The sequence below is a fragment of the Providencia xihuensis genome (genome assembly GCF_041953405.1).
GTDB classification, from domain to species: Bacteria; Pseudomonadota; Gammaproteobacteria; order Enterobacterales; family Enterobacteriaceae; genus Providencia; species Providencia vermicola.
This window is the reverse complement of sequence record NZ_CP169565.1, coordinates 78,496-95,628: the sequence shown is the minus strand read 5'-3', so window position 1 is coordinate 95,628 and position 17,133 is coordinate 78,496. Positions and strand designations below refer to the sequence as shown.

The window sequence follows — 17,133 nt, the reverse complement described above, 5'->3', positions numbered from 1 at the left end:
ATGAAAAACACAAATCTATACCAAGTCAATTTTTTACCTTGGCGGCAACAAAAAATAATGAAAAAAAAACGTGAGTTTATTCTTTTCACTAGCGCACTGTGCTGCTCCACACTTACTGCTTGTTGTTTTTTATATATATTTCAACAGATTGATCTTAATAACAAACAAGTTTCACTATATAGCACACAAGAAAAAAGCCAGCAAATCCAGCAATTAAGCCTGAAGATAGCGCATCAACAGGCTCAATTAAACCAGCTAATGGAAAAACAAAACAAATATAAAGTCATCGAACAAAACAACCGTGCACTACTGGTTTTACTGCGTAGCTTACCAACGATAACGCCGTCAAAAAGCTGGCTGACCTCTTTTCAGCTAATTAATGATCAACTTAATATCAAAGCTAATAGCTATGACTTTCAAAATATGGCTCTTTTTAGCCAACAACTGGAAAACCAAAAAAATTTAAGTGAAATTCAATTAAAACAACTCAGCCGAAATCAGCAATTAAATAGTCTGCACATTTCAGCAAAACATCAAGGAGAGGCAAATGAATGAAACATTCCATGCCTTTTGGTATCGCTCTTTTTGGCGACAAACCTTACCCGTTGTTGTCTTTATTGGGTTGTTTCTATTTGCGGGCTATTTTATTTATTGGGAAAAGTCTTCAATACAACTTATTGAATTAGAAAATGAAATAACTCATTTATCTGACTACATTCAAAAGGAAGAACAACGAATTCAACAACTGCCTGCACTCTATCAGTTAGCACAACAAATTGAAAATATTGAAAAACACACTGTGTTTGATAACCGCCATCTAGCACTATTTTCGCATTTTAATGCACTCATGAGTCAGTCCGCCGTTACACTCAATAAGCTTCAACCTATAAATAACAACGAAGGTTATTTTATGGAAATACAAGGCAGCTTCACCGATATCTATCATTTTATTCAAAAGCTGATTTCCTCGCCCTCTCCCCATAAATGGCACTACTCAGAGGTCACCCTTAACCCGAAAAAAAATTTATTGGTTGCCTCAATGACACTGTCATCAATAATTCATTTAACCACTCTCAAGGATGAAAATGGCCATGAATAACACCTTAATCCCCGCTGTAAGGCTAATAACTGTTTTTTTGATATTCATGTTTAGCTCTGCTGTTGCAGAGCAAATTCGCGACCCTTTTGTCCCACTATTGCCAATTGAGGAAAATATTTCCCCTCAAGCCACCAAACATTCTTTACCTTTAGAGACCAATAACGAGGTTTTGATTGAGAAAATTTTCAAATTAGTCTCAATAAAAGCGCAAGAGGTTCACCAATTACTAAAACAGCCCGAGATAGCTTTATTGTCAAAAAACGCAACCATTCATCACGAAGCGACAACAAATAGCGTGATCATCAAAGATAGCCAAGAACGCCTCACACTCATTGAAGAATGGATAAAACAAAAAGATTTACCTCAACAACAAGTTCAGATCACCGCGCATATTATTAGCAGTAGTAAAACGGCACTACAGGAGTTAGGCCTTGAATGGGGATTACTTGCAGGCAATACAACACACAGCCGGCTTAATCGCTATAATCGCTACCACTTTGCACCTGGGCAATTTTCATTTAACGTCTTAAAACTAAGCGAAGGTTTACTTGAAATGAAGCTCAATGCGTTAGAAAAAGAAAATTTATTATCTATTATTGCCAGCCCACGTCTCATGGCTTCACACCAACAAGCCGCTAGCATCCAGCAAGGCACCGAAATCCCTTATGTCACCAGTAGTGAAAAGAAGACCCATGTACAATTTAAGGATGCTGTCTTAGGTATGGATGTAACACCCACGATTATCCGTGATGAAAAAGTAGAGTTGAACCTAAAAATTAGCCATAACTCGCCAGATACCGCGCTCACTAGCAGTCAAAATCACCATTTAGCGATAAACAAACAAGAAATCGCCACCTCAGTCACCATTAAAAATAATGAAACCCTAATATTGGGTGGAATTTTTCAGCAAAAACAAGAAACAACACAAACGGGTCTACCCTTCCTTTCTCATGTCCCTCTTTTAGGAGCATTGTTTACAAATAGCGCAGAACATATCGACAGACGGGTTCTTGTCGTTTTTATTACACCAAAACTTATCAATATTTAGTATGAGTAAAATAACATCTATACTTCAATTAGTTGAATAGACAATAAGTCAAAGTGCACAAAAAAAAACTTTTTTTATGCCATAAACCTACCGGATAAATTTGACGCTGACGTCGTTTTAGCATACAAGGTTATCCATTGAATGTTCTAACTATCCTTAGATTAAAGAACAAGCTGTCAGTCGCTTATAAAACAGCCACAATAATTTTGCTCTACAATTAACAGAAATTATATGCACCTAATGGTATTCTAAATCTGTTAAAGACCATGCTAAACAATGCATTAGGCAATAACGACGGCTCAAATATAGAAACCTGTAATTGAAAATGTGGCACTTTGTTCGCTTAGTGCCACATTTATATAGTTGCAATCCTAGTTGATGTGTTGAGATAATTTTCCTATCTGATCTCACATCATCACTAATGAGGTTTCAGTTTAGGTCCCGCTGCTAATTTTTTATTGGCGGGGCGGGTTCATTAACGAATAATCGTAGTAATACCAAAAAACATGGCAGAGAAACGCAATATCTTTCTGGTTGGACCGATGGGCGCTGGCAAAAGCACTATTGGCCGTCAGTTGGCACAACAGCTTAATATGGAGTTTTTCGACTCTGATCACGAGATAGAAAAACGCACCGGCGCGGATGTCGGCTGGGTATTCGACCTTGAAGGCGAAGAAGGCTTTCGTGATCGCGAAGAAAAAATCATCAATGAACTCACAGAGAAACAAGGCATTGTATTAGCGACAGGTGGCGGTTCTGTTAAGTCTAAAGAAACCCGTAACCGTTTATCCGCTCGCGGTGTCGTTGTCTATCTCGAAACCACAATTGAGAAGCAACTTTCTCGTACACAACGTGATAAAAAACGACCACTGCTACAGGTTGATGAACCTGCGCGTGAAGTACTCGAGAAATTGGCTGACGAACGCAACCCTATGTATGAAGAAATCGCAGATATTACTATTCATACGGATGAACAAAGCGCCAAAGTCGTTGCTAGCCAAATCATCGAAATGTTAGAAAAAAACTAATATATCATCGTGTTATTTTGTCAGTAATGAATTCAAGGTAGAACAAGATGGAAAAGGTCACCGTTACGCTGGACGAACGCAGTTATCCAATCAATATTGCCCCTGGGTTATATAACCAAACAGGTGCATTTTGGCCATTAGCTGCAGGTCAACGAGCAATGATAGTGACAAACGAAACACTGGCACCCATTTATCTTGAGAAGATAAAACGTGTTCTAGAGGCTTCTGGTGTCAAAGTGGATTCCATCACCCTACCCGATGGCGAACAGTATAAATCATTGTTTATTATGAATGATGTATTTACTGCATTACTGGAAAAACACCATAACCGCGATACTACCCTCATCGCTCTTGGTGGGGGCGTTATCGGTGATTTGACAGGTTTCGCTGCTGCAAGCTATCAACGTGGTGTTCGCTTTATTCAGGTTCCAACGACATTGCTATCTCAAGTAGATTCTTCTGTCGGCGGTAAAACCGCAGTCAATCATCCATTAGGGAAAAATATGATTGGGGCATTTTACCAGCCTGCCTCTGTTGTCATCGACCTCGATTGCTTAAAAACACTCCCACCAAGAGAGCTAGCTTCTGGCCTCGCTGAAGTCATTAAATATGGCATCATCCTTGATGGTGAATTTTTCACTTGGTTGGAAAACAATATTGATTCACTGGTTGCTCTGGATAACCAAGCAATGGCTTACTGTATCCGCCGTTGCTGTGAACTCAAAGCACAAGTTGTGGCTGCCGATGAAAAAGAAACCAGTGGCCTTAGAGCATTACTTAACCTAGGCCATACCTTCGGCCATGCTATCGAAGCACATATGGGGTACGGTGTCTGGTTACATGGTGAAGCCGTCGCTGCGGGAATGGTCATGGCGGCTAAAACCGCTGAATTGATTGGCCAATTAACGCCAGCACAAACACAACGCGTTATTACACTGTTAGAACGCGCCTCACTCCCAGTCAAAGGCCCTTCACAAATGAAGCCGGATGATTACCTACCGCATATGATGCGTGATAAAAAAGTGATGGGGGGAAAATTACACTTAATCCTACCAACCACTATCGGGCACTCAGAAATGCGTTCAGATCTTGATTCGCAAACGGTAATTGCCGCAATAACATCCTGTACACCATAAAATTATGACAAAATGGCCTTGTGCATCGCCAAAAACAAAGAAAATGCCTAATTTATACTGGTGTTTTAAAATGTTACTGGTAGATGCAGTTCAAAGTCGTTAAATTATACGGTATGCCTACGCCTCTACACGAACTTCAAAAAAGCATACAAAAAATACCATTCGGGTTAGTATGGTATCGTGAAAGAATCTATGCTTTAAAAGTGAGCAATAAAGCTCTATTTGGTCGTTATAGGTTGTACTGATAAGAGACATTTTATCTCTACTATGGGCAAATTTTATTCGGGAGAGGAAAATGGACGAATTTAAACCAGATAACCAGCCACAAGGTCAAAATGACCTTAGGCCAGATACATCAGATAGGCCAACAGGGCGTTCTCGTCAATCGACGGCTGTAAAACCAAAAATTGCCTTATCACGCCAGCACATCATGATTGGTGTCGGTGTACTTGTTTTATTACTACTGATTATTGCCATCAGTTCTGCATTAAAAGCCCCGACAGAACACGAACGTCAGCAAACAACCAGTAATAATAGTGGGCAAAACATTGATTTATCGGGTTCTTCCTCGTTGACTAATTCTCAAGGTCAAACCCAGCAAGGACAAGCCCAAGAAATTACGGGTTCACAAATCACACCAACCCCAACCCAAGGTGAGCGCCAAACGCAGCCAAATGGTTTAGGTGAGCGAATCGAAATTCCAGGTGATGTTGTTGACGCCTTAAACCAAGGCCAGGTCTCTACACCAGACACAACGCAGCCACAGAATGTGACACCACTGAACCCACCTGTTATGAAGCCTGTTGAGCAACAGCCAACGGTAAAACCTGTGGCACCTGAAAGAACACCGCCTAAAACGGTAGAGCCGAAACAACCCGCTCAACCGAAGCAACCTACAAAAGCCGCTGCAACGACCAATAATCAAAGCAGTAATGTTATGTCTGCACCTGCTGGAAGCTATACGCTTCAATTAAGTAGCGCCAGCCGTTCAGACACATTGGAAGCTTTTGCAAAAGAAAACAAACTTGCCAACTACAAAGTTTATAAAACTATTCGTAATGGGCAAACTTGGTATGTTCTTATTCATGGTAACTATAATTCAGTCACTGACGCAAAAAATGCAATAGGGACATTACCTGCTGCTGTTCAAGCGAAAAAACCGTGGGTGAGAAATATGAAACAAGTCAAACAGGATCAAAAATAACAACGTTTTCCCCCGGGCGCATTATGTTGTCCTGACAGAGTAGAAATGCAGTTACTCTAAACGATTGTAATAATAAGACGGCATGAAAAAAAAACGCGCTTTTTTAAAATGGGCTGGGGGTAAATACCCCCTAGTGGAAGAAATTAAAAAACACCTTCCACTAGGCGATTGCTTAATTGAGCCTTTTGTTGGTGCAGGGTCAGTGTTTTTGAATACCAGTTATAATTCATACATACTGGCAGACATCAACAGTGACCTCATCAATCTCTATAATACAGTTAAACACCGAACTGACTTTTTTATTGAAGAAGCCCAGCGCATCTTCACACCTGAATTTAATACCTCAGAACAGTATTATTTGATGCGCGAAGCGTTTAATAACTCCGATGATACGGAAAAGCGCAGCGTGCTTTTTTTATACTTAAATCGCCACTGTTATAATGGTTTATGCCGTTATAATTCAAAGGGTGAATTTAACGTGCCTTTTGGCCGCTATAAAAAACCCTACTTCCCCAAAGAAGAACTTTTGTGGTTTGCCGAAAAAGCGCAACAAGCCACCTTTATCACCCAGCACTATGGTGAAACCTTGTTAAATGCAAGGGAGGGCTCCGTCATATATTGCGATCCCCCTTATGCACCACTGTCTGAGACCGCTAATTTTACGGCTTACCACACCAATTCATTTAGTGCGCTAGAACAACAAAATTTGGCGATTTTGGCACATAAACTATCAACAGAAAGCAAAATCCCTGTGTTGATATCAAATCATGATACCCCCTCAACCAGAGAGTGGTATCATCAAGCTCAATTACATATTGTTAAAGTACGTCGCACCATTAGTAGAAATATATTAAACCGTAGTAAAGTCAATGAATTACTGGCTTTATATACGAATGAACTTAATAGCCTTTCTCCTAGAAAAACGAATAAGAAAAAAACGCAACAACCTGTACCTAGCGCTGAATGGCTCTCAGATAACGACTAATACTCGGAGACAATAATGAAAAACTTCCTCATTGCCCCATCTATTTTATCTGCTGACTTTGCCCGTTTAGGCGAAGATACCGCCAAGGTTCTCGCGGCAGGTGCAGATATCGTGCATTTTGATGTTATGGATAACCATTATGTTCCTAATCTGACTTTTGGTGCGCCGATTTGTAAGGCATTGCGTGATTACGGTATTACCGCACCAATTGATGTGCATTTGATGGTAAAACCTGTCGACAGAATCATTCCTGATTTCGCAAAAGCAGGAGCAACACACATTAGCTTTCACCCTGAAGCCAGCGATCACGTTGACCGTTCATTGCAATTAATCAGAGAAAGCGGCTGTACAGCGGGCCTGGTATTTAATCCAGCAACCCCTCTGAGCTACCTTGATTATGTAATGGACAAAGTAGACATGATTTTACTGATGTCGGTTAACCCGGGCTTTGGTGGCCAATCCTTTATCCCACAAACCCTCAATAAATTGCGCCAAGTCCGTAAATTAATTGATGAAAGTGGTTATGATATTCGTTTGGAAGTCGATGGCGGAGTGAAAGTGAATAATATCGCAGAGATTGCCGCAGCGGGTGCCGACACGTTTGTCGCAGGCTCGGCTATTTTCGATCAACCAGATTACAAAACCGTTATCGATGCAATGCGTGTTGAATTACAAAAGGTATCTCAATGACTCAAGTTGTATTAGAGAATATCAAAGCCGTTGCTTTTGATTTAGATGGAACCCTTGTTGACAGTGCGGGTGGCTTAGCAGAAGCCATCGACAACATGCTAAACGATTTTGGTTTCCCCCCTGCGGGCAAAGAACGCGTCTCAGTTTGGGTTGGTAATGGTGTCGATGTCTTAGTTGAACGGGCGCTCACTTGGGCTAATGCCACCATCACCCCTGATTTGCAAAAACAAGCTCGCCAAAGCTTTGATAAATATTATGCTGTGTCTGTCACAACAGGCAGCGAGTTGTTTCCTGAAGTCAGAGAAACGCTCGAACAGTTGGCAAAACATGGGCTACCAATGGGAATTGTGACAAACAAAGCAACTCCCTTCATTGCCCCACTGCTAAAAAAACTGAATATCGACCACTATTTCTCCCTTGTGCTAGGCAGCGATGATGTTAAAGCCTTAAAACCGCACCCTGCTCCCCTTTATTTAACAATGGGGATTTTCGGTTTACGCAAAGAAGAATTGCTTTTTGTCGGTGATTCCCGTAATGATATTATCGCAGCGCGAAACGCTGAATGCCCGTGTGTCGGTCTGACCTACGGTTATAACTATGGTGAATCTATTGCATTGACTGAACCTGACTGCGTGTTAACCCATTTTTCAGGCCTATTACCTGCAATCGGTTTATCTGAAATAAAATAAGCAAGGACATAATTTAAAATGAGCACTCCCACTGAAAAACTAAAGCAATCCCAGAAACCTATCGTATTCAGCGGCGCACAGCCTTCCGGTGAATTAACCATCGGTAACTACATGGGTGCATTACGTCAGTGGGTACAGATGCAAGATGATTTTGACTGCATTTACTGTATCGTTGACCAACACGCAATCACCGTTCGCCAAGACCCAGTCGAACTGCGTAAAAGAACCCTCGATACCCTTGCGCTCTATTTAGCCTGTGGCATTGACCCGAAAAAAAGTACTATTTTCGTGCAGTCCCATGTGCCACAACACGCACAGCTCAGCTGGGCACTGAATTGCTACACTTATTTCGGCGAATTAAGCCGTATGACGCAGTTCAAAGACAAATCAGCGCGCCATGCCGAAAACATCAACGCAGGTTTATTTGATTACCCCGTATTGATGGCGGCGGACATTTTGATTTACCAAACTAATCAAGTACCTGTTGGTATCGACCAGAAACAGCACCTCGAACTGAGCCGCGATATCGCACAGCGTTTCAATGCCATTTATGGTGATATTTTCACAGTTCCAGATCCGTTCATCCCAACAGGTGGCGGTGCACGTGTCATGGCACTGCAAGATCCCACCAAGAAAATGTCCAAGTCTGATGACAACCGCAATAACGTCATTGCACTACTTGAAGACCCAAAATCGGTTGTGAAGAAAATCAAACGTGCCATGACAGACTCTGAAGAGCCGCCTCGCATTCGTTATGATTTAGAAAACAAACCTGGTGTTTCCAACTTGCTAGATATCATGGCTGGTGTGACAGGTAAGAAAATTGCAGAATTAGAGGCAGAATTTGAAGGTCAAATGTACGGTCATCTTAAAGGTGCCGTTGCAGAAGCGGTATCTGAGATGCTGACAGGCTTACAGGCGCGTTACCATGAGTTCCGTGATAACGAAGCATTGCTGAACCAAATTATGGATGAAGGTGCCACCAAAGCCGCTGCTCGTGCACAGGAAACCTTGGACAAAGTGTACGAAGCGATTGGCTTTGTAAAACGTCCTCAGCTGTAGTATTCACCGTTTAAATCGGGATCAATGGGGGAAACTATTCCCCCATGTTTATAAGCGCATTAAATACATCATTAGATATTTATGAAATTAATGATGTGCTTATTACACAACTTCGACAGATTAAAGGTCGAATACAATTGCAAATAGCCCGCCTTTATCATTCATAAAGGCGGGCTGATTTAATTTTGTAAGCTAAATGTGGCGCACTAACGTTCTGAATCTAATTGTTCATTATTTTTCAAAACGTCCTGCGCTTTGCTGTAGCTTTCGATCAGCAATTGATAAGCAGGGAAAATTTGTGTGTACGCCATCGCCCATTCCGCCGCGTCTTCACGGTTCCAAGTTCCTTGCAACTCAGATGCAACTGCCGCCGTATCCATCGGTACTACACCTGCTTGAACCACGCGCGCTAACGTAATTTCTTGCGCCATTTTGCTGTAAGTGCCTGATGCATCAATCACAACAAAAACTTGATAGCCATCCATCACTGCACTAATAGCAGGGAAAGCCATACAAACACTGGTGATGGTGCCTGCAATTATCAGCTGTTTTTTGCCTGTCACTTTCACAGCTGCAACAAATTCAGGGTTGTCCCACGCATTGATTTCACCACGACGCGCAATATATTGGGCATGTGGTGCATTTTGGTGAATTTCAGGGATCAGAGGACCATTTGGGCCTTGTGGTACAGAAGCCGTAGTAATCACTGGAATTTTTGCCAGTGAAGCCATTTTGGCAAGAACCGCGGCGCGAGCACGCAATTCAGTCATCGGCATATCACCGACAGTTTGAAAAAGCCCGCTTTGGTGATCAATTAATAACATCACTGCATCATCTGGGTTAATAACAGGACGCTGACCATTAAAATTCGCTGGAATACTCATAATAAAGCCTCTCAATCGATGAAGTAAGAAATCTATTTAGAATGAAAAATAGAACGATACTCGCTCTTTTTTCGTGTTATTTAGATTAATTCATCGATTTTAGGCTGAGTAGTCCGAGTTTTGATAAACACTATTCTATAAATAGAACAATACTCCTAACCCTAATTGTTCCTTTATTAGAACAATGAAACCTATTTTTGCTACTACTCGACGTTTTACCACTGCTTTATGATTGGCTCATCAAAACAGAATTAGGAGTCTCACCATGAAAAAAATTATTGGCATCTATCAATCTCCACGGAGCCATTGGGTTGGTGATGGTTTCCCTGTTCGCTCAATGTTTAGCTACAGCAACCACGGGAAATACCTAAACCCTTTCTTACTACTCGATAGAGCAGGGCCATTTGCATTCCCAAGCTCAGATGCCGCGAATCGTGGCGTCGGTGAACACCCACACCGTGGGTTTGAAACGGTCACGATTGTCTATGATGGGGAAGTCGCTCACCACGATTCTACGGGGGAAGGTGGCGTCATTGGCCCAGGGGATGTTCAGTGGATGACGGCAGCATCGGGTATTTTGCACCAAGAATACCAGTCTGATGACTTTATGAAAAAAGGCGGTACCCTTGATATGGTGCAATTGTGGGTCAATTTGCCTGCAAAAGACAAATCTGCCGCACCTGGCTACCAGCTACTGGAAAGCCAAACGATGCCGAACGTCACGCTGCCCAATGACGCAGGCACACTGCGCGTTATCGCAGGGGATTACTTAGGTCATAAAGGGGCAGCAAAAACCTTTACCCCATTAGATGTCTGGGATTTACAGCTCAATAAAGGCAAAACAGTTGGTATTCAGACTAAATCTGGTCGTAATGTAGGATTAGTGATGCTACGTGGCTCGATATTTGTTGATGGGCGTTCTGCCTTAAATGAAGGCGAGCTGATGATCCTTGATGATACGCAGAGCAACATTGTGTTAGAAGCAACAGAAGACGCATTGGTGTTGCTATTAAGCGGCGACCCTATTGATGAACCTGTTGTTGGTTATGGCCCATTTGTTATGAATAGCATGGAAGAAATTAATGAAGCGGTAAATGACTTCAACAGTGGTAAATTTGGTCGTATTCCTGAAACGCAATAAATAACGCATTATCCCTCGGTAGCACTAGGCTATCGGGGGATTTTTATTTCACTAACGGTGAAATATTATCTGCTAAATAATTTAATAATAATTGGATTGATGGCAGTAACCCTTTACGTGACGGATAAACCGCATGAATAATATCTTCAGGGAAACGCCATTCAGGCAACACTTCCACCAGCTCCCCCGACGCAATTTCCTTTTCCACCACCCCATAAGGTAATCTCGCAATACCAACACCTTTCAACGCCGCACGGTACAAGGTCAACACGTCAGTTGTGGCCAATTTAGGGGTGAAATGCTGCGTAAAGCTGAGATCATCGCTATTTTTTAAGGTCAGTGTGTAATTCTGTGAATGTTCTGTATTCGCCAAAATAGGGTAATCCACCAGCTTTTCAGGCTCAACGGGTGCACCTTGCTCTGCAAATAATTGTGGACTAGCCACCAATATTCGCCGTGAATACCCCAATACTTTCATCATTAGTCCTGAATCATCTAACGGTAATGAACGCACGCGAAGGGCTAAATCCAGCCCTTCACTAATGACATCGACGGGGCGGTTAACGGCTAAAATCTGTATATCGATATCAGGGTATTGCACCATAAAATCAATAAGTAATTCGTTGAGATAAACTTGTAATAACGCAACTGGGCACGATAGCTTTATCGTGCCTTTAGGGTGTGACTGAACAGAACAAATCAATTCATGGGCAACTTCCGCTTCATCCACCACATTTTTACACTGTTGATAAAAAACTTGCCCCACTTCCGTGACATGAAACTGGCGAGTAGACCGGTAAATTAATGAAACATTGAGCTTTTGTTCTAAATCGGCAATACGTCGGCTCAGCTTGGATTTTGGGATCCCTAATGCTAAACCTGCTTGGGAAAAGCCGCCATGTTCGACCACTTTGACGTAGTAATAGAGGTCATTTAAATCATATTGCATCTTACTTTCCCCAATCCTCTTGCGATGTCATTTCGTTATCTTACTCAAAACACAGGAAACGTCACTCTTTTCTGCCCTGCAAACAAAACAAATAGTCTGGTCAGCAAAACAACTAAATCCCTTAAATAAAGCTAAATAAATTACAGTGATAGATTCGCTATGGAGGTTTGTATGTACCGCGCACTTTGGACATTGCTTCGTCCCTACCGCTCAATTTTACTGGTTGCTGTGATTTTACAAGCCATCGCAGGTCTTTGCTCTCTCATACCATGGGTAGCCATCAGCCAAATTGCCGTATCACCCGTTCATCAATATATCCACTGGGTCATTATCGCCTGCATTGGGGGAATAAGCTGGTTAATTTGCCAAACGCTCGCCATGTACCTCACTCACCAAACAGACAACCGTTTGTGCCACCAGCTTCAATTACAACTAATTGATAAAATAGGAAAATTACCCTTAAATCACTTCACCCAGCAAGGGAGAGAGGGTATTTCACAGGTGATTGACCGTGATATGCGCTATCTCCACCAATTAACGGCTCACGCGCCTGCCGATCTCACCAAACTGATGATCGTACCCGTTGTTGCCATACTCATTTTGCTCTGGCAAAACGTATTACTCACACTTTTTTGCCTTATCCCTTTAGTTGTCGCAGTTTTTTTGTTCCGCGCAATGCAAGCACCACGCTACCAACACTTATATACCGCTCGCAATGAAACCATAAGGCACCTCTATAGCCAATATGCTGAATTAGCCGATAACCCTTTACTCGCTAGGCAATACCCAAACCAAGGGATACAAAAACGAGCATCACTCGCACTGAAAGATTTTGAAACCGCTTTTATGCGTTGGATTGGTAAAATTGGTGCATTAAGTTCACTCACCCAAATCGGTATCAGTGCCACCTTACTGTCTTTCTGGGTTATTTTGGGGGCGATATTGCTTCCCAGCCCCATTTCACTCGCGCAAGTTATTCTATTTATTTTATTAATACAAAGCATAGCTACACCCGTTGCAGCTATGGGGCACGGTGCTGATGCATTAAACCTTGCGGTCAGTGCCTCACAACGTATTGAAAAATTATTGAATGAGCCTGAAATGCACTACGGCAAAAAAACGCTCGATACTATAGCTTGCCACCTCCAACTGACTCAAGTTAGCGTTGTACTTAGTGACAAAACCCTTTTATCTCAAGTTGATATCGATATTGCTAATGGTGAACTCATCACGATAGTCGGGCCTTCGGGTGCAGGAAAAAGTACATTATTACAGCTCATGGCTCGTTTTTTAGACCCTTCACAAGGTACTGTTTTATTTAACCAAATACCGTTACCTGAACTCTCGTTAACCGCGTTAAATCAACAAGTTGCCATTGTAATGCAAAACCCGCAGCCAATGCCCTGCTCACTAAGGGAAAACTTACAGCTTTTCGCCCCTCACGCCACAGAAAGTGACATGAACCACTACCTTGAAGCCCTCAATTTATTGCCGCTGGTGCAACAATCCCCTAAAGGCCTCGATAGTGTGATTGGAAAAGAGATGCTGTTATCGGGAGGAGAATCTCAGCGGCTCGCCATTGCCCGAGCTTTATTATCTCCTGCACCATTATTGCTGTTCGATGAACCCACCTCTGCATTAGACCCACAAAATGCTCAACGAGTATTGTCACTACTGCAATCTGACGCGAGAACTTGCGTATTAGTGACTCATCATCTAGGCAGCTTAAACCTCGCTAATCGAGTCTTGCTACTGAAAGAAGGCCAGCTAATTGCCCAAGGTACCCACGAAGACTTAGCAAATACATCAATGGATTATCAGCAATTACTGCGTGCTTTGGAGGAAAACCATGCTTAAATCCTTATTGTATACGGTGCGCAGCGCCATTTTTTGGATGGTATTTGCGGCTATTTTAGATGGGATCTGCGGGTTATTACTGGTATATGTTATTTTCAGTTGGTCATCAGACATCATAGTACCGACGACTTTACTGACGGTATGCAGTCTGATGTCCGTCATGATCACCTTTATTGCCACCCAAAAAGGCTATTTAGCGGGGGGATTAGTGATGCGCTACCTTGCTAACGCGTTAATTCGCCACTTACCCTTGTCATTACAGCCAATAAAAAATGTCAATCACCTAGTGGCTGGGCCTGTTTCACACATTATGTCAGTTCCCGCTCATTTATTGCACCCCATAATTAGCGGACTAATCACGCCATTTACTGTCGTATTAGGCGTATTTCTCTACCAACCTATTTTTGGATGCATACTTTTATTTGTTGGGTTGGTTTTATTATTTACCTTACGCCTTTGCGGACAAAAAATGGCTTTTTTTGAGCAACAAACCCATGCATCTGAACAAGATGTTATTCGCCAACTCGACCAATTTGCGCTCCACCAGCCGCTAATCCGGCGAGCTGGGGTAAGCCAGAGACAACACCAACAACTCACCTGTGCATTAACGTCACAGTACCAAACACAAAAACAATTACAGCGCCAAAGTTTGCCATTCCATTTACTATTTTCAGGCACTATACAAGTCATTTTTATCGCTTTATTTTATTTAGGTATTCAAGAAATGAACCAGGGTGACATGCCATTGAGCTTATGGTTAGCTGGGATGGTGTTATTAGCACGGTTTATTGAACCTCTTTGGCTTCTTTCGCATTTAAATCAATCAGTAAGACAAGCAAAACAATCGATTAAACAGGTCGAATCCGCATTGATTACCCCTGAATTAACGTTTCCCTATCGAGCCCCTGCACCTGAAAGTAACGATATCCGTTGCCACCAATTATCTTTCTATAATGATGAAAAGAAACGAATTTTAAATAATCTTACTGTCAATTTTGCTCATAATACTTTCACAGCCATCGTTGGCCCATCTGGCGCAGGGAAAAGCACACTCTTAAGCTTACTCGCTCGTCTGCAAGATCCGACTCAGGGTGCCGTCAGTTACGGTAATAAAAACCTGATGGAGTTATCCCAAGAAGCATTATGTTCAAAGCGGGGGGTTTTATTGCAAAACAGCGCGCTATTTCGCGGTAATGTACGCCAAAACCTAACATTAGAAGAGCCTAATATTGATGACCGAGAGGTTAACACTCTGCTTTCACGGTTAAATTTTGAGGATATTCCTGATTTTTTAAACCGAGACGTCGGCGCGAGTGGTATGGCACTTTCAGGTGGGCAAAAACAGCGCCTATGTATTGCACGGCTACTTCTTCGCCATCCAGACATCATTTTAATGGATGAACCAACAGCAAGCCTTGATAACATCAATACTGCGTCAGTGATTGAACTCATTACTCAGGCCACACAACAAACACGTATTGTCGTCACCCATCACCCTCACCTTGCGTGTTTAGCAGATAACATCGTGTATATGGAAGATGGAGAGATTATTGCTCAAGGCAGCCATACGGAACTTATGACTGGTACGCCTTGGTACCAGCAATTTATCGGTCACTCCTAACTCCGTTTACCAAATAAACGGTGGCTAAATTCTTCAATACGATGATTATCGAGGCGGTTTTGCATCGTTAGGCTCCAACTGGCAGATAACCCCGCTGCACTGAGGAGTCTATGATATAGCTGTTCATCATAAGGGGCGTGAAATGCAATCATTATCGCCTCTTGTACTGAAACCTCACTGTTGCGGCTCAATAGGGTTATTGGTGAATTAGCACTGACATTCCCCGTTTTAATTACGCGATATAACCACCCACAACGGCCGTTGTCTTGCATGATTTGAGCGAAGTTTTCCACACCAGTTAGGCCGTTGAGCTTATAGCAAGGAGAGCGGGGTTGAGTAACCTGAATTCGCGCATCTCCCCATGCATAGATATCGCCAATAAATACATTCTCTTCGGTCATTCCCATCGTGGATATATTTTCACCAAATGTTGATGCCATAAACAAATCGTCTTGTTCAGGATACGCATTTAGCCAAAATTCATAATGGTCACGAGGATAGTGGCAAAGCGCTCTATCAGGCCCGCCATGAAAACGTGTTTCTGCTTGCTCATCGCCCTCTAACCCAAGCTGTCCCAACGCCAATAACCCATCTACCGCATGTTTATGAATCGCACTTCGACCGCAAGATTGCGTTGCTTGGACTTTACCGATAAAGACTTGGGGTAAGAATGACATGGGCGGCGCTCTCCACATAAATTGGTGACGAAGCCCTTATCATAAAGAATGCCAATCGAGATAACAATCAAATGGACAGGAAATAAAAAAGGCGCAGCACCATCGATGCTACGCCCACTTGTGACTTAATTAAAAAGTCTAATTATTTAGCTTTTGCTGCAAAACGTGCCGCTGCTTCGTCCCAGTTAACCACTGACCAGAACGCTTTGATGTAATCAGGACGACGGTTTTGGAATTTCAGGTAATATGCATGTTCCCACACATCTAAACCAATGATTGGGTAGCCTGAAGCGCCAGAAATCGCTTCACCCATTAATGGGCTGTCTTGGTTAGCAGTTGATACAACGGCTAATTTACCATCATCTTTCAGAACCAGCCACGCCCAACCAGAACCAAAGCGAGTTGCTGCGGCTTTCTCAAATAGCTCTTTGAATGCATCAACGCTACCAAAATCACGCTCGATAGCCGCTTTCAGGTCGCCTTTTAATTCAGTGTTTAATTTCAAACCTTTCCAGAACATGCTGTGGTTTGAGTGGCCACCCGCATTGTTACGCACAAAAGTACGTTGATCAGCTGGAATTTGGTCTAATTTTTGAATGAGAACGTCAATATCAAGACCTGCTAATTCAGGTAATTTTTCTAACGCCGTGTTGGTGTTAGTCACATAGGTTTGATGGTGCTTAGTGTGGTGGATTTCCATGGTTTGCTTGTCAAAATGTGGTTCCAACGCATCATAAGCATAAGGTAAAGCTGGTAATGTATAACTCATTTTATTGTCTCCAGTGACGTAAATACCACTATGTTTCTCATTTTCACCACAAGGTTCATAGGGTATGGCACTTGCGTAGTTTCGCACCTTGTGAATTTCTTTCTATTATAGTTATTTTACTGTTAATGAAAATCATTATCAAACCCATGTTAAAATTGTGGTCTTTTGCATTCCCTATGAGAATTAGTTTATACAGTAACTAATACCAATATCTGCACGATTTATTTTTCTTTACATCCAACAATTTCAATATTTTTAGGTTAATATTTCAATATGGGATTTAGCATCAAATGA

General features: G+C 42.2%; 17 protein-coding genes. 13 read left to right on the top strand and 4 right to left on the bottom strand.

What is annotated here, in order from left to right:
• From ACE2AL_RS00400 to trpS, 10 genes are all read left to right on the top strand, one after another.
• Entirely contained in the window at positions 1 to 555 is a 555-nt protein-coding gene (locus ACE2AL_RS00400; RefSeq protein ID WP_272538852.1) for a PilN domain-containing protein, read from the top strand.
• Positions 548 to 1,099: a hypothetical protein gene (locus ACE2AL_RS00395; protein WP_375083823.1), complete on the top strand. Its 552-nt coding sequence runs from the start codon at positions 548 to 550 to the stop codon at positions 1,097 to 1,099. Before ACE2AL_RS00400 ends, ACE2AL_RS00395 begins: the two co-directional genes overlap by 8 nt.
• Positions 1,092 to 2,147: a secretin N-terminal domain-containing protein gene (locus ACE2AL_RS00390; RefSeq protein WP_375083822.1), complete on the top strand. Its 1,056-nt coding sequence runs from the start codon at positions 1,092 to 1,094 to the stop codon at positions 2,145 to 2,147. Before ACE2AL_RS00395 ends, ACE2AL_RS00390 begins: the two co-directional genes overlap by 8 nt.
• A gap of 506 nt (positions 2,148 to 2,653) precedes the next feature.
• Positions 2,654 to 3,175, top strand: a complete 522-nt coding sequence (gene aroK / locus ACE2AL_RS00385; protein WP_047756505.1) for a shikimate kinase AroK — start codon at positions 2,654 to 2,656, stop codon at positions 3,173 to 3,175.
• A 47-nt stretch (positions 3,176 to 3,222) separates the two neighbouring features.
• Positions 3,223 to 4,311 (top strand): 3-dehydroquinate synthase, encoded by a 1,089-nt coding sequence (gene aroB / locus ACE2AL_RS00380; RefSeq protein WP_206085205.1) that lies wholly within the window; start codon positions 3,223 to 3,225, stop codon positions 4,309 to 4,311.
• Between the two features lie 295 nt (positions 4,312 to 4,606).
• A complete protein-coding gene (locus ACE2AL_RS00375; RefSeq protein WP_349416052.1) occupies positions 4,607 to 5,515 on the top strand; it encodes an SPOR domain-containing protein in 909 nt (302 codons plus the stop codon).
• An 82-nt stretch (positions 5,516 to 5,597) separates the two neighbouring features.
• Complete coding sequence (gene dam / locus ACE2AL_RS00370; RefSeq protein ID WP_206085207.1) at positions 5,598 to 6,500, top strand: adenine-specific DNA-methyltransferase; 903 nt, start codon at positions 5,598 to 5,600, stop codon at positions 6,498 to 6,500.
• A 15-nt stretch (positions 6,501 to 6,515) separates the two neighbouring features.
• On the top strand, positions 6,516 to 7,190 hold the full coding sequence (gene rpe, locus ACE2AL_RS00365; RefSeq protein WP_206085208.1) for a ribulose-phosphate 3-epimerase: 675 nt from the start codon (positions 6,516 to 6,518) through the stop codon (positions 7,188 to 7,190).
• Positions 7,187 to 7,879 (top strand): phosphoglycolate phosphatase, encoded by a 693-nt coding sequence (locus tag ACE2AL_RS00360; RefSeq protein WP_206085209.1) that lies wholly within the window; start codon positions 7,187 to 7,189, stop codon positions 7,877 to 7,879. The genes rpe and ACE2AL_RS00360 overlap by 4 nt, the downstream gene beginning before the upstream one ends.
• A gap of 18 nt (positions 7,880 to 7,897) precedes the next feature.
• The gene (trpS, locus tag ACE2AL_RS00355; RefSeq protein WP_206085210.1) at positions 7,898 to 8,941 is read left to right on the top strand and encodes a tryptophan--tRNA ligase; all 1,044 of its coding nucleotides are present in this window, start codon (positions 7,898 to 7,900) and stop codon (positions 8,939 to 8,941) included.
• 206 nt (positions 8,942 to 9,147) lie between these two features.
• On the opposite strand, the gene ACE2AL_RS00350 is transcribed toward trpS, so the two are convergent.
• Positions 9,148 to 9,825: a hydrolase gene (locus ACE2AL_RS00350; RefSeq protein ID WP_375083821.1), complete on the bottom strand. Its 678-nt coding sequence runs from the start codon at positions 9,823 to 9,825 to the stop codon at positions 9,148 to 9,150.
• Positions 9,826 to 10,090: 265 nt separating this feature from the next.
• Between ACE2AL_RS00350 and ACE2AL_RS00345 the strand changes: the two genes are divergently transcribed.
• On the top strand, positions 10,091 to 10,966 hold the full coding sequence (locus ACE2AL_RS00345; RefSeq protein ID WP_206085212.1) for a pirin family protein: 876 nt from the start codon (positions 10,091 to 10,093) through the stop codon (positions 10,964 to 10,966).
• A 43-nt stretch (positions 10,967 to 11,009) separates the two neighbouring features.
• Here ACE2AL_RS00345 and ACE2AL_RS00340 read toward each other — a convergent pair whose 3' ends face one another.
• On the bottom strand, positions 11,010 to 11,915 hold the full coding sequence (locus ACE2AL_RS00340; RefSeq protein ID WP_206085213.1) for a LysR substrate-binding domain-containing protein: 906 nt from the start codon (positions 11,913 to 11,915) through the stop codon (positions 11,010 to 11,012).
• A 171-nt stretch (positions 11,916 to 12,086) separates the two neighbouring features.
• Here ACE2AL_RS00340 and ACE2AL_RS00335 point away from each other — a divergent pair, with 171 nt between their 5' ends.
• Positions 12,087 to 13,772 (top strand): ABC transporter ATP-binding protein, encoded by a 1,686-nt coding sequence (locus ACE2AL_RS00335; RefSeq protein WP_375083820.1) that lies wholly within the window; start codon positions 12,087 to 12,089, stop codon positions 13,770 to 13,772.
• Complete coding sequence (locus ACE2AL_RS00330; protein WP_375083819.1) at positions 13,765 to 15,393, top strand: ATP-binding cassette domain-containing protein; 1,629 nt, start codon at positions 13,765 to 13,767, stop codon at positions 15,391 to 15,393. The genes ACE2AL_RS00335 and ACE2AL_RS00330 overlap by 8 nt, the downstream gene beginning before the upstream one ends.
• On the opposite strand, the gene yiiM is transcribed toward ACE2AL_RS00330, so the two are convergent.
• Both yiiM and sodA read right to left on the bottom strand, forming a co-directional pair.
• Positions 15,390 to 16,070, bottom strand: coding sequence for a 6-hydroxyaminopurine reductase (gene yiiM, locus ACE2AL_RS00325; RefSeq protein ID WP_272538844.1), 681 nt, complete (start codon positions 16,068 to 16,070; stop codon positions 15,390 to 15,392). The two genes, ACE2AL_RS00330 and yiiM, sit on opposite strands and share 4 nt — an antisense overlap.
• Positions 16,071 to 16,212: 142 nt before the next feature.
• A complete protein-coding gene (gene sodA / locus ACE2AL_RS00320; RefSeq protein ID WP_206085217.1) occupies positions 16,213 to 16,839 on the bottom strand; it encodes a superoxide dismutase [Mn] in 627 nt (208 codons plus the stop codon).
• Positions 16,840 to 17,133 lie beyond the last annotated feature (294 nt).

What these genes read in the sequence shown, in the direction of transcription:
- ACE2AL_RS00400 (WP_272538852.1), top strand. Translation starts at nt 1, where the DNA reads ATGAAAAACACAAATCTATACCAAGTCAATTTTTTACCTTGGCGGCAA.
- ACE2AL_RS00395 (WP_375083823.1), top strand. Translation starts at nt 548, where the DNA reads ATGAATGAAACATTCCATGCCTTTTGGTATCGCTCTTTTTGGCGACAA.
- ACE2AL_RS00390 (WP_375083822.1), top strand. Translation starts at nt 1,092, where the DNA reads ATGAATAACACCTTAATCCCCGCTGTAAGGCTAATAACTGTTTTTTTG.
- aroK (WP_047756505.1), top strand. Translation starts at nt 2,654, where the DNA reads ATGGCAGAGAAACGCAATATCTTTCTGGTTGGACCGATGGGCGCTGGC.
- aroB (WP_206085205.1), top strand. Translation starts at nt 3,223, where the DNA reads ATGGAAAAGGTCACCGTTACGCTGGACGAACGCAGTTATCCAATCAAT.
- ACE2AL_RS00375 (WP_349416052.1), top strand. Translation starts at nt 4,607, where the DNA reads ATGGACGAATTTAAACCAGATAACCAGCCACAAGGTCAAAATGACCTT.
- dam (WP_206085207.1), top strand. Translation starts at nt 5,598, where the DNA reads ATGAAAAAAAAACGCGCTTTTTTAAAATGGGCTGGGGGTAAATACCCC.
- rpe (WP_206085208.1), top strand. Translation starts at nt 6,516, where the DNA reads ATGAAAAACTTCCTCATTGCCCCATCTATTTTATCTGCTGACTTTGCC.
- ACE2AL_RS00360 (WP_206085209.1), top strand. Translation starts at nt 7,187, where the DNA reads ATGACTCAAGTTGTATTAGAGAATATCAAAGCCGTTGCTTTTGATTTA.
- trpS (WP_206085210.1), top strand. Translation starts at nt 7,898, where the DNA reads ATGAGCACTCCCACTGAAAAACTAAAGCAATCCCAGAAACCTATCGTA.
- ACE2AL_RS00350 (WP_375083821.1), bottom strand. Translation starts at nt 9,825, where the DNA reads ATGAGTATTCCAGCGAATTTTAATGGTCAGCGTCCTGTTATTAACCCA.
- ACE2AL_RS00345 (WP_206085212.1), top strand. Translation starts at nt 10,091, where the DNA reads ATGAAAAAAATTATTGGCATCTATCAATCTCCACGGAGCCATTGGGTT.
- ACE2AL_RS00340 (WP_206085213.1), bottom strand. Translation starts at nt 11,915, where the DNA reads ATGCAATATGATTTAAATGACCTCTATTACTACGTCAAAGTGGTCGAA.
- ACE2AL_RS00335 (WP_375083820.1), top strand. Translation starts at nt 12,087, where the DNA reads ATGTACCGCGCACTTTGGACATTGCTTCGTCCCTACCGCTCAATTTTA.
- ACE2AL_RS00330 (WP_375083819.1), top strand. Translation starts at nt 13,765, where the DNA reads ATGCTTAAATCCTTATTGTATACGGTGCGCAGCGCCATTTTTTGGATG.
- yiiM (WP_272538844.1), bottom strand. Translation starts at nt 16,070, where the DNA reads ATGTCATTCTTACCCCAAGTCTTTATCGGTAAAGTCCAAGCAACGCAA.
- sodA (WP_206085217.1), bottom strand. Translation starts at nt 16,839, where the DNA reads ATGAGTTATACATTACCAGCTTTACCTTATGCTTATGATGCGTTGGAA.